The organism is Rathayibacter rhapontici (assembly GCF_001995175.1).
Classification (GTDB): Bacteria; Actinomycetota; Actinomycetes; order Actinomycetales; family Microbacteriaceae; genus Rathayibacter.
Window position 1 is genome coordinate 84,684 of record NZ_MUKN01000004.1, and the last position, 11,783, is coordinate 96,466.

An 11,783-nucleotide genomic window follows, 5' to 3' on the forward strand; every position below is an offset into this window, starting at 1 on the left:
TCCTCCCCCGGCCGCGTTCACCCGGCATTCACCACCCGCGGCGCGGAGCACGCGGGGGCGGTGCCAGGATGGTCGCATGGACGGCGACAACCTCATTCTCGAAGACGGCCTGAGCGACGACCTCGACGACGACTTCGACGACGAGGAGGAGCTCCCGGACCCGCTCCTCCCGGACAACCGCTACCTCGACCGCGAGCTCAGCTGGCTGGCGTTCAACCAGCGCGTGCTCGAGCTCGCCGAGGATCCGCTGGTGCCGGTGCTCGAGCGGGCGAACTTCCTCGCGATCTTCTCGTCGAACCTCGACGAGTTCTTCATGGTGCGCGTCGCCGGGCTCAAGCGCCGGATCCTCACGGGGCTCGCGCTCACGACGAACATCGGCCGCGTGCCGGTCGACGTGCTCACCGACATCTCCGAGAAGGCGCACCAGCTGCAGCAGCGCCACGCGCGCGCCTACCAGGATCTCGTGAAGCCGGCGCTCGGCGCCTCCGGCATCGAGGTCGTGCGCTGGAGCGATCTCAACGACGCCGAGCGCTCTGTGCTCGACGACTACTTCTCGGCGCAGATCTTCCCGGTGCTCATGCCGCTCGCGGTCGACCCGGCGCACCCGTTCCCCTACATCTCCGGCCTGTCCCTCAACCTGTCGGTCCGGGTCCGCAACCCCAAGACGCAGAAGACCGAGTTCGCGCGTCTCAAGGTGCCGCAGATGCTGCCGCGCTTCGTGCGGATCGCCGGCGTCGCCGCACCCGGTGAGCCGATGCGCTTCATCTCGCTCGAGGACCTCATCGCGAACCAGCTCGACGATCTCTTCCCCGGGATGGAGATCCTGGACCACCACGTCTTCCGCGTGACCCGCAACGAGGACGTCGAGGTCGACGAGGACGAGACCGAGAACCTCATCAAGGCCCTCGAGAAGGAGCTGCTGCGCCGCCGGTTCGGCCCGCCCATCCGCCTCGAGGTCACCGACGACATGGACGACGAGACGCTGGGGCTCCTCGTGCGCGAGCTCGACATCACGACGCAGGAGGTCTACAAGCTCCCGGCGCCGCTGGATCTCAGCGGGCTCTTCAGCCTGCAGAAGATCGACCGTCCGGATCTGAAGTACCCGAACCACGTGCCGACCACGGCCGCGCAGCTCATGCCGTCCGAGCCCAACCAGCGGCAGGACGTGTTCAAGGCCGTCTCGCGCGGCGACGTGCTGCTGCACCACCCCTACGAGTCCTTCGCGACCAGCGTGCAGTCGTTCCTCGAGCAGGCGGCCGCCGATCCGGACGTGCTCGCGATCAAGCAGACGCTGTACCGCACCTCGGGCGACTCCCCCATCGTCGAGGCGCTCATCGACGCGGCGGAGTCGGGCAAGCAGGTCCTCGCCCTCGTCGAGATCAAGGCGCGCTTCGACGAGCAGGCCAACATCTCGTGGGCGCGCAAGCTCGAGAAGGCCGGCGTGCACGTCGTCTACGGCCTCGTCGGCCTCAAGACCCACTGCAAGCTCGCGCTCGTGATCCGCCAGGAGAAGGGCGGGGTGCTGCGGCACTACTCCCACATCGGCACGGGCAACTACAACCCGAAGACCTCGCGCATCTACGAGGACCTCGGCCTGCTCACCGCCGACGACGAGGTGGGCAAGGACCTCACCCGCCTGTTCAACGAGCTCTCGGGCTACGCGATCGAGAAGAAGTTCAAGCGCCTGCTCGTCGCGCCGCGCCACCTCCGGAAGGGCCTGCTGAAGCGCATCGAGGCCGAGACCGAGAACGCCAGGGCGGGCAAGCCCTCCGGCATCCGGATCAAGATGAACTCGATCGTCGACGAGGCCGTCATCGACGCGCTGTACCGGGCGAGCCAGGCCGGCGTGCCGGTCGACGTCTGGGTCCGCGGCATCTGCGGCCTCAAGCCCGGGCAGGAGGGCCTCTCGGAGACGATCCGGGTGCGCTCGATCCTGGGGCGCTACCTCGAGCACTCGCGCATCTTCAGCTTCGTCAACGACGGCGAGCCGATCGTCTACATCGGCAGCGCCGACATGATGCACCGCAACCTCGATCGCCGCGTCGAGGCGCTCGTGCGGATCGTCGAGCCCGCGCACCTGAGCGAGATCGACGACATGTTCGACCGCGCGATGGACGAGAAGACCGCCTCCTGGTGGCTCGGTCCCGACGGGGTCTGGACCCGGCACCACCTCGACGAGGACGGTGCGCCGCTCTCCGATCTGCAGAACCGGCTCATGGCGCACATCACGCACCGCAAGCGCATCGCGTCGCGGTCCGCCTCCCGGGCCTCCGCCCGCTGACGCCGTGACCGGGACCGTCTACGCGGCCGGAGCGGTGTGCTGGCGGATCATCGAGGGCCGCCCGCACATCCTCGTGATCCACCGGCCGCACCGGAGCGACGTCAGCCTGCCCAAGGGCAAGGTCGATCCGGGCGAGTCGCTGCCCGAGACCGCGGTGCGCGAGATCCGCGAGGAGACGGGGCTCGCCGTCGGTCTGGGCGTGCCGCTGGGCTCGACCGAGTACACCCTGCCGAACGGACGCGCCAAGGCCGTCCACTACTGGGCGGCGCGGGTCAGCGAGAAGGCCGTGCTGCACTCCGACTTCCTGCCCAACCGCGAGGTCGAGGCCCTGGAGTGGGTCACGCCGAAGCGGGCACGCGGCTACCTCACCTATCCGCACGACGTCGCCATCGTCGACGAGTTCTCGAGGATCGCGGCCCGGGGCGGCCTCGAGACCTTCGCGCTCGTCGTGCTGCGGCACGCGAAGGCCGTGCCCGCCGACTCCTGGGACGGTCGCGACTCCACCCGGCGCCTCAACCGGCGCGGGACCGACGAGGCCGCTGCGGCCGCCCGCGCGGTCGCGGCCTGGCGCCCGCGCCGGCTCGTCTCGAGCACCGCGAAGCGCTGCCGCTCGACGATCGCTCCGCTCGCCTCCCTCGTGAAGAGGCCCGTGCGCCTGTCCGACGACATCAGCCAGGACGCGTTCGAGCACGGCGGCACCGACATCCGCGGCCTGATCGGCAAGCGCGTGCGCGCCCGCAGGACCGCCGTGCTCTGCAGCCACCGGCCGGTGATCCCCGAGATCCTGCGCGAGATCGCCCTCGCCACCGCGACTCCGATCGGCGCCTACCTCGACGAGGCCTCGCACCTGCCCACCGGCGGATTCACCGTCGTGCACCTCTCGAGCGAGCACCCCGGATCGGGCATCGTGGCGATCGAGACGCACGCGCCGCTCGCCTGAGACCGCGCCGCCGCACGCCCGGAGCGATCCGGATCCGCGGCGCGCCCGGCAAGCCCCGACGGGCCTCGTTCACCGCCCGTTCACCCAGCGGACCGTGGGCGGACACGACCCCCTCGTACATTCGCTCGCGGGCTGCACCAGGCCCTGTTCTGTTTCCATGCTTTCCTACCCGAAAGGGATACTTGTGAGAATCTCGCGTCTCGGCCAGGCGGCCGTCGTCGCCGCCGTCGCAGCGATCACTCTGACCTCGTGCGCAGCCAATGAAGGGACCGCGGCTCCGGCCGGCGACTCCTCCTCCGGTGCTGCCAGCAGCCTCGAGGGCACGCTCAACGGCATCGGCGCCTCGTCGCAGGGGTCGGCCCAGGAGGCCTGGGTCGCCGCCTTCCAGACGGAGAACCCCGGCGTCACCATCAACTACTCGCCCGACGGCTCCGGCGCGGGTCGCGAGGCGTTCATCGCCGGCGGCGCCGACTTCGCCGGCTCGGACCGCGCGCTCAAGCTCGAGGAGCTGGACGGCTCCTTCGGCAAGTGCGCCGAGGGCACCTCGGCCATCGACGTCCCGGCCTACATCTCCCCGATCGCCCTGGTCTTCAAGATCGACGGCGTCGACGAGCTCAACCTCGACGCGGCCACCGCCGCGGGCATCTTCAAGGGCACCATCACCAAGTGGAGCGCCCCCGAGATCGCCGCGCTGAACCCCGACGCGACGCTCCCCGACGCCAACATCACCGCGGTGCACCGCTCGGACGACTCGGGCACCACCGAGAACTTCGCCGCGTACCTCAACGCGACCGCCCCCGACGTGTGGGACGCGGAGCCGGACGCGTCTGGCCCTACGAGGGCGGCGAGGCGGCCCAGGGCACCTCGGGCGTCATCGACACCGTGACCAACGGCACCAACACCATCGGATACGCCGACGCCTCGCGCGCCGGTGACCTCGGCACCGCGAAGATCAAGGTGGGCGAGGAGTTCGTCGAGTACTCCCCCGAGGCCGCTGCCGCGATCGTCGACGCCTCGCCCGAGGCGACCGACCGTCCCGAGAACGACATCGTGTACGACATCGACTACTCCACCGAGGAGTCGGGTGTGTACCCGGTCGTCCTGGTCAGCTACCTCATCGCCTGCCAGGAGTACCAGGACCCCGCGACGGCCGAGCTCGTCAAGGCGTACCTTGGCTACGTGACCAGCGAGGCCGGTCAGGAGGAGGCCGCGACCTCCGCCGGAGCCGCCCCGCTCTCGTCCGAGCTGTCGACCCAGGTCGCCACCGCGATCGAGTCCATCAAGTAATCCCCCTCGCGAGTCGGCCCCGGACCCCACCGGTCCGGGGCCGTCTCGCGGATCGGCCCCCTCCCCCACTCCGAACGCAGGGAACCCATCCATGAGCACCGCAGAGCGGCCCGTCGGCGCCATCAAGGCGAAGCAGCGCCCGGCCGACCGGATCTTCGCCGGAACGGCCATGGCCTCCGGCACGCTGATCCTCGTCATCCTCGCCGCCGTCGCCCTCTTCCTGGTCGTGCAGTCGATCCCCGCGCTCACCGCGCCGAGCGACGATATCTCCGGCGGCGCCGGCTTCTGGGCCTACGTCGGCCCCCTCGTCTTCGGCACCGTGTACGCCGCGGCGCTCGCCCTCGTCATCGCCGTCCCGATCTCGATCGGCATCGCGCTCTTCATCTCGCACTACGCCCCGCGCCGTCTCGCGCAGGGCCTGGGCTACGTGATCGACCTGCTGGCCGCCGTGCCCTCGGTCGTCTTCGGTCTCTGGGGCATCACCGTCCTCGCCCCGTTCGTCCAGCCCTTCTACACGTTCCTCACGGACGCGTTCGGCTGGTTCCCGCTCTTCTCCGGCCCCGTCTCGGGCACCGGACGCACGATCCTCACCGTCGCCCTCGTGCTGGCGGTCATGATCCTGCCGATCGTCACGGCGATCTCCCGCGAGGTCTTCCTCCAAACGCCGACCCTCCACGAGGAGGCGGCGCTCGCCCTCGGCGCGACCCGCTGGGAGATGGTCCGCACGGCGGTCCTGCCCTTCGGCCGCCCCGGCATCATCTCGGCCTCGATGCTCGGCCTCGGCCGCGCACTCGGCGAGACCATGGCCGTCGCGATCGTCCTCTCGCCGTCCTTCGTCGTGAACTTCGCGCTGCTGCAGTCGACGAACTCCAACACGGTCGCCGCGAACATCGCCCTGAGCTTCCCCGAGGCCTACGGCCTCAAGGTCAACGAGCTGATCGCCTCCGGCCTCATGCTCTTCGCGATCACGCTCGTCGTGAACATGCTCGCGCGCTACATCATCAACCGCCGCAAGGCTTCTCGGGAGCGAACTGATGGTCACCATGACGACTCCTCCTCGCCAGCGCCGCCGCGTCGAGGACGCCGCTCCCGCGGTGACGAACACCCTCACCAGCGGGCAGCTGCCCAAGTGGGCCCCCCTCGCGCTCCTCGGCGGCAGCCTCGCGCTGATGGCCGTCGTCTACGCGCTCCTCGCGGTGAGCGGCGTGACCGCCGGCTTCGACATCGTCGGCACCGTCTTCTTCGGCGCCGTGCTCTACACGGTCGCGGTGTTCGTCCTGGCCCGCCTGGTCGAGGGCGCCCGCCGGGCCACCGACCGGGTCGTCACGACGCTGGTCACCGCGGCGTTCGTCGTCGCGCTGATCCCGCTGATCTCGCTGATGTACACCGCGATCACCGCCGGGGCCGCGCGGTTCGACATCCTCTTCTTCACCTCCTCGATGCGGAACGTCGTCGGCGAGGGCAGAGGAGCGCTGCACGCGATCATGGGCACGCTCATCATCACGGCGCTCGCGGCGGTCATCTCGATCCCGATCGGCCTGATGACGGCGATCTACCTCGTCGAGTACGGACGCGGCACCTTGGCCCGCGGCATCACCTTCTTCGTCGACGTCATGACCGGCATCCCCTCCATCGTCGCCGGCCTCTTCGCCTACGCCCTGCTCGTCCTCTTCTTCGGACCGGGCGTCCGGATGGGCATCGGCGGCGCGGTCGCGCTCTCGGTGCTGATGATCCCCGTGGTGGTCCGCTCGACCGAGGAGATGCTGCGGCTGGTCCCGAACGAGCTGCGCGAGGCGTCCTTCGCCCTCGGCGTGCCCAAGTGGCTGACCGTCGTCAAGATCGTCCTCCCCACCTCGATCGCCGGCATCGTCACGGGCGTCATGCTCTCGATCGCCCGCGTCATCGGCGAGACGGCCCCGCTGCTCATCGTCGCCGGCTTCACGCAGTCGATGAACTACAACCCGTTCGACGACCGGATGATGACCCTCCCTGTCTTCGTCTTCCGCCAGTACGCGGACCAGGGCTCCGACGCCGCCGCGTACATCGACCGGGCGTGGACCGGCGCGCTGGTCCTCATCCTGATCGTCATGCTCCTCAACCTGCTCGCACGCCTGGTCGCGCGCATCTTCGCCCCCAAGCTCGGCCGCTAACCCGAAGGATCTCCGTTGTCCAAGCGCATCGAAGTCAACGACCTCAACGTCTACTACAGCAAGTTCCTCGCGGTCGAGGGAGTCGGGCTCACCATCGAGCCCCGCACCGTCACCGCCTTCATCGGCCCGTCCGGCTGCGGCAAGTCGACCTTCCTCCGCACGCTCAACCGCATGCACGAGGTCATCCCCGGCGCCTACGTCGACGGCGAGGTGCTGATCGACGGGAACAACCTCTACGGCCCCGGCGTCGACCCGGTGCTCGTCCGCCGTCAGGTGGGCATGGTCTTCCAGCGTCCGAACCCGTTCCCCACGATGTCCATCCGCGACAACGTGCTGGCCGGGGTGAAGCTCAACAACCGCCGCATCAGCAAGTCCGACGCGGACGACCTGGTCGAGAAGTCGCTCCAGGGCGCGAACCTCTGGAACGAGGTGAAGGACCGCCTCGACAAGCCGGGCTCCGGTCTCTCCGGCGGTCAGCAGCAGCGTCTGTGCATCGCCCGCGCGATCGCGGTCTCGCCCGACGTGCTGCTGATGGACGAGCCCTGCTCGGCCCTCGACCCGATCTCGACGCTCGCGATCGAGGACCTCATCGAGGAGCTCAAGAACGAGTACACGATCGTGATCGTGACCCACAACATGCAGCAGGCGTCGCGCGTCTCGGACCGCACCGCGTTCTTCAACATCGCGGGCACCGGCAAGCCGGGCAAGCTCATCGAGTACGACGACACGGCCACCATGTTCTCGCGCCCGTCCGTGCAGGCCACCGAGGACTACGTCTCGGGCCGCTTCGGCTGATCCGACGCCCTCAACGAGAAGAGCCGCACTCCCCTCGGGGGTGCGGCTCTTCTCGTCTGCGTCCGTCGGTCGTGCCGTCAGGCGGTCTCGATGGCGAGGATGGGATCGGTGGTCGGAGTGTCCGACCCGCCCTCGTCCTCGATCGTCACCGCGACGACGGCGCCCTCGGCCATGGTGCCCTCGAGAGGAGCCACGGTCCGGCCGTCGCCTCCCTCGAAGAGACCCGCGGCCACCGGCCCGGTGGAGTCGATGTACCAGAGCTCGTACGTCTTGCCGTCGGGCAGTGGAGCGAGATCCTCGACGACGAGAGCCGAGCGGCCGAGCGAACCCGACCAGACCAGCGTCGCGGTCTCGCCCGAGGCGACGGTCGAGACGGCCTCCTGCGCGTCGGGGGCGTTGCGGATCTCCTCCAGAGCCGTGAGCTCCTGCGTCTGATCGGAGCCGGGCGAGAGCACCTGGGGCAGCGTCACTCCGCCGACCGCGATCACGGCGGCCGCGGCGGCGGCCGAGAGGTACACGGCAGGGCGGGTGAACCACCGGCCGCGCGCCTTCGCCTCGGCGCTGTGGCGCGCCCTGGGGGGCGCCTCCGCTTCGACGGCGTGCAGTCGCGGAGGCTCGACCGGCTGAGCCGGCTCGTCCCGCGGCAGTTGCGGCGTCGTCGCGATGAGCGCCATCAGATCCGCCTTCAGGCGGGGCGAAGGGGCCACCGGCGCGGCGTCGTCGGAGAGCGCGTCGGCCACAGCGGCGAACCCGTCCGCCTCGGCTCGGGCCTCCGGGTGCTCCGCGAGGAACCGCTCGTACCGGTCCTGCTCCTCGGGAGTCAGGATCCCGAGGGCGTGGCCCGCGGCGAGCTCGCGAGGATCGTCGGGTCGATTCACGTCGGTCACCGGGTCACCCCCATCTCTTCTCGAAGTCTGATCATTCCATCGCGCAGGCGCGTCTTGACGGTACCGACGGGGCACTGCAGGATCCCCGCGATCTCGCTGTGCGAGTACCCGCCGTAGTACGCCAACTGCAGCGCCTGCCGCTGCAGCTCGGTCAGCCTGCCCATGGCGGCCGCGACCTTCTCGTGCTCAAGAGACACCTCCGCCTGTTCGGCGACCTGGTCGTAGTCACGACCGAGATCCCGGATTCCGATGCGCACGTCCCGGTCGCGGCCCGCTTGAGCCGCGCGTACCCGATCGATGGCCCTGCGGTGTGCCATCGTGAGGATCCAGGTCGTCGCGCTTCCTTTATTCGGAGCGAAGCGTCCAGCGGTTTGCCAGATCTCGAGGAACACCTCCTGGGTCACCTCCTCGGACTGCGCACGGTCGACGAGCACCCTGGTGACGAGCCCGAGGACGCGGGACGCGGTGAGGTCGTACAGCTCGGAGAACGCCGTCTGATCGGCGGCGGCGATGCGCTCGAGGAGCGAGCCGAGGTCGGTCGTGGTGTCGTCGCTCATCGTCGCTCCCCCGTCCGAGCCCGCTTCTGGAAGCCCGCGCTCACCGACGAGACGACGACGGTCACCGCCGCGACGATCACGAGCACCTCGAGGGGGTGGACCGCGAAGCGGATGTCGAGTGCGAATCCGCCGATGTCGACGAGCGCCGGAGCCTTGAGCCGGGGCGAGAGCCAGAGGGCGATCAGACCGGCGGCCGCCGCGGTCAGGGCGGGGTAGGTCCGGGGTCGGAGGAGGATCCAGAGACCGGCGATCACGTCGAGCACCGCCAGTGAGCGCATGACCGCTCCCTGCGACACGGTGACGCCTCCGCCGAGGAGTGCACCGTCGGCGTCGTCGACCTGCGGAGCGCCGAGGAGGTAGAGGGCTGCGGTGACCAGCAGGCCTGTCCCGGCCCACCACCGAGCCCCCCGTCGGAACGCGATGCGGTTCTTCATCGGGGTGGCGCCTGTCTGTCGAGGACTCGGACGTGCGGTGCGGGGCGGCCCGCCTCCGACCACCCGCCACTGGGCCCTCGCTCCCGTGCGGTACTGCGGGGAAGAAAGGGGCCGGACCGCAGAACGCCTCTCGGCGCGAGGCCGCTCGAAGCGGCTACAAGTGGAGCCCGGGGTTACTGCGATCCGGCCTCGCCCAGTCTAACCACTGCCCCGGGGGTGGTCGCGAGGCGCGTTCGCGGTCGGTGAACGGCCTTGCGCGGGAGGACTACTCCAGGGAGTCGCTCCGCCAGAGCCTCGCGCAGCCGGCGAGCTCGGAGGCGGTGGTCGAGAGGCGGAGGGCGCGCGTCGTGAGCTCGCTCGCCCGCGGCCCGTCGATCAGCTCGACGTCGTCGGCGACCGAGGCCGCTCCGGAGGCGCTCACGCGGCAGAACGCAGCGGCACGGTCGAGAGCCACGGCGAAGTCGCCGTCGAAGACGCCGCGGAGGATCCGGTCGGCGAGCTCGGTGATCTCGGCGGGTCCGGTGGGCGTGCTGGCTCCCGCGACCACCGGATCGATGGTGGAGGAGAGCTCCACGCCCCGCTGGTAGAGGAAGCTCGTGCTCTGCGGATCCTGCCGGATGACGAGCCGGAGCAGGTAGATGCGCCAGAGTGCACCCGGCAGGCTCGAGGCACTCGAGCGCGCCCACAGCTCGGCGAGCGCATCGATGCCGTTGTGGTCGGTGTACTCGACCAGGCGGTCGATGATCACCGGATCCGGGTCGTCCCGGACCCGGCTGAGCAGGGCGATCGCCGTCTCGTGCGCCACCCGGGTGATCTGCGCCGGGTCCTCGCCTCCCTGGAACGCCTCGAAGACGTGGGAGGGGAACTTGGTCGGCTTGTGGAAGCCGTCTGTCATGGGGCCGCCTTCCGCGGTCGGGAGAGCGGGCGCAGGCGTCCGCTCGGAGTGAAGGGGTTCGAGGAGGGTAACGCCTGCGGGCCGCCGGATATGCCCCGGTCCGGGTGCCGTCGGGTCGGTCCGTCGGGCGCGCTACCCTGGATCCGCGGGCCTCTAGCTCAGTTGGCAGAGCAGCGGACTTTTAATCCGCGGGTCGTCGGTTCGAGCCCGACGGGGCCCACCGGTGGCGGTGCGGACGCTGCCGCGCGGTCGGGGCGGGGAGCGAGCCACTCCGCAGTCCTTCTCGCAGGACGACCGCCGTGCGAGCCGCAGAGCCGACAGTCGTCGAACAGCTCACGCCCTCTTCCGGACGTGGCCGCTAGAGGACGTTGCGGCCGCACGCGGACACCTGCCACGGTCGCACGGAGGCCGAGGACGGTCGACCCGACACCGAGGACGACCATGCTCCCCCGCCGCGCACTCCGCCCGCACTCGCTCCTCGCCGGAGCACTCCTCCTCGGCACCGGGCTCGCCGCGGCGCATCCTCCGCTCCCCGCGCAGGCCGCCGAAGCTCCGTCCCTGGTCGTCGAGGCCGCCGGCGGCCCGATCCCCTACGTCGTCGGCGCCGACGTCACCGCCCTCCGCATCGAGATGAAGGGAGGCGACGGCGGTGTGGACGGCGGACGCGGAGGTCTCGTGACCGGATTGCTCCCCGTCACTCCCGGGCAGACGCTGCACCTCGTCGTCGGCGGGCAGGGCGGCGGGTACGACCGGGACGACCCCGCTGCTCCCCACCCCGATCGCTTCCCCGGAGGCGTCAACGGCGGAGGCCCGGGCGGCGGCGGCGCGTCCTCCCTGCGGCAGAGCGGGGGCGGCGGCGGCGCCACCGACATCCGTACCTCGCCGGACGATCCCTCCAGCCGCCTCATGGTCGCCGGCGGTGGAGGCGGAGGCGGCGGCGGACAGGACGCCTACCTCGCAGGCACCGGGGGCGACGCCGGTGCACCGGGGTCGGCGTGCAGAGCGGGCAGTCGCGCCGAGCCCGGCACGGAGACCACCGGCGGCGCCGTGGCGCTCTGCACCTCGACGCACGGCACCGACGGCGACTTCGGGGTCGGGGGCGCCGGCGGGGGGAGCGCGCGGACCGTCGACGGCATCGCGGGCGGCGGCGGCGGGGGCGGCTGGTACGGCGGAGGCGGTGGCAGCGGAGGACGGTACTCCGGCGGGCAGCGCTTCTTCCCCTCCTCCGGAGCGGGAGGCTCGAACCACGTCGACGCCTCGGTCACGGACTCCACCAGCGGCGTCTCCTCCGGCACCGAGAGCAGGCGCGACGGCTACATCGCCGTCACCGCCGTGAGGAGCCCAGCGCCTCCCTCCGGGCCGCCGGGTGCAACGGCACCCCCGATCCCCCCGGCACCACCTGTGCCGACGCCGACCTCGCCACCTACGGCGGCACCGCGGCCTCAGCCCTCCGTGCCGCCGTGGCTCGAGTCGCTGGTGCGGCAGTACCACCCGGCGCTGCGCCACTGGTGGCAGGGACGCTCGTGACCACCCCCGACCGACCCGACCCCGAGAAAG

9 protein-coding genes, 1 tRNA gene and 2 pseudogenes are annotated in these 11,783 nt (G+C 70.7%); 8 read left to right on the forward strand and 4 right to left on the reverse strand.

What is annotated here, in order from left to right; all coding sequences use genetic code 11:
* The first annotated feature begins 76 nt into the window (after positions 1-76).
* The 6 genes and pseudogenes from B0T42_RS02425 to pstB all read left to right on the forward strand — a co-directional run bounded on the left by B0T42_RS02425 (position 77) and on the right by pstB (position 7,453).
* Positions 77-2,281 carry an RNA degradosome polyphosphate kinase gene (locus tag B0T42_RS02425; RefSeq protein ID WP_055787636.1) on the forward strand — a complete coding sequence of 735 codons (2,205 nt, stop codon included), beginning with the start codon at positions 77-79 and terminating at the stop codon, positions 2,279-2,281.
* Between the two features lie 4 nt (positions 2,282-2,285).
* Positions 2,286-3,221 (forward strand): NUDIX hydrolase, encoded by a 936-nt coding sequence (locus B0T42_RS02430; RefSeq protein ID WP_077221808.1) that lies wholly within the window; start codon positions 2,286-2,288, stop codon positions 3,219-3,221.
* Between the two features lie 184 nt (positions 3,222-3,405).
* Positions 3,406-4,508: pseudogene (locus B0T42_RS02435) on the forward strand (phosphate ABC transporter substrate-binding protein PstS).
* Between the two features lie 91 nt (positions 4,509-4,599).
* Positions 4,600-5,543, forward strand: a pseudogene (gene pstC, locus B0T42_RS02440) (phosphate ABC transporter permease subunit PstC).
* Positions 5,544-5,551: 8 nt separating this feature from the next.
* The gene (gene pstA, locus B0T42_RS02445; protein WP_077221833.1) at positions 5,552-6,658 is read left to right on the forward strand and encodes a phosphate ABC transporter permease PstA; all 1,107 of its coding nucleotides are present in this window, start codon (positions 5,552-5,554) and stop codon (positions 6,656-6,658) included.
* 15 nt (positions 6,659-6,673) lie between these two features.
* Positions 6,674-7,453: a phosphate ABC transporter ATP-binding protein PstB gene (pstB, locus tag B0T42_RS02450; RefSeq protein WP_055787623.1), complete on the forward strand. Its 780-nt coding sequence runs from the start codon at positions 6,674-6,676 to the stop codon at positions 7,451-7,453.
* A 77-nt stretch (positions 7,454-7,530) separates the two neighbouring features.
* Here pstB and B0T42_RS02455 read toward each other — a convergent pair whose 3' ends face one another.
* The 4 genes from B0T42_RS02455 to B0T42_RS02470 all read right to left on the reverse strand — a co-directional run bounded on the left by B0T42_RS02455 (position 7,531) and on the right by B0T42_RS02470 (position 10,226).
* Positions 7,531-8,340: an anti-sigma factor gene (locus tag B0T42_RS02455; RefSeq protein ID WP_201788473.1), complete on the reverse strand. Its 810-nt coding sequence runs from the start codon at positions 8,338-8,340 to the stop codon at positions 7,531-7,533.
* Positions 8,337-8,897 carry an ECF RNA polymerase sigma factor SigK gene (gene sigK / locus B0T42_RS02460; RefSeq protein WP_077221809.1) on the reverse strand — a complete coding sequence of 187 codons (561 nt, stop codon included), beginning with the start codon at positions 8,895-8,897 and terminating at the stop codon, positions 8,337-8,339. The genes B0T42_RS02455 and sigK overlap by 4 nt, the downstream gene beginning before the upstream one ends.
* Positions 8,894-9,331 (reverse strand): hypothetical protein, encoded by a 438-nt coding sequence (locus B0T42_RS02465; RefSeq protein ID WP_077221810.1) that lies wholly within the window; start codon positions 9,329-9,331, stop codon positions 8,894-8,896. The genes sigK and B0T42_RS02465 overlap by 4 nt, the downstream gene beginning before the upstream one ends.
* Before the next feature lie 265 nt (positions 9,332-9,596).
* Positions 9,597-10,226, reverse strand: coding sequence for a hypothetical protein (locus tag B0T42_RS02470; protein WP_055787611.1), 630 nt, complete (start codon positions 10,224-10,226; stop codon positions 9,597-9,599).
* A gap of 147 nt (positions 10,227-10,373) precedes the next feature.
* On the opposite strand from B0T42_RS02470, the gene B0T42_RS02475 reads away from it, so the two are divergent.
* Together B0T42_RS02475 and B0T42_RS02480 are read left to right on the forward strand one after the other, a co-directional pair.
* Positions 10,374-10,446, forward strand: a tRNA-Lys gene (locus tag B0T42_RS02475).
* Between the two features lie 221 nt (positions 10,447-10,667).
* Complete coding sequence (locus tag B0T42_RS02480) at positions 10,668-11,753, forward strand: glycine rich domain-containing protein (RefSeq protein ID WP_077221811.1); 1,086 nt, start codon at positions 10,668-10,670, stop codon at positions 11,751-11,753.
* Positions 11,754-11,783 lie beyond the last annotated feature (30 nt).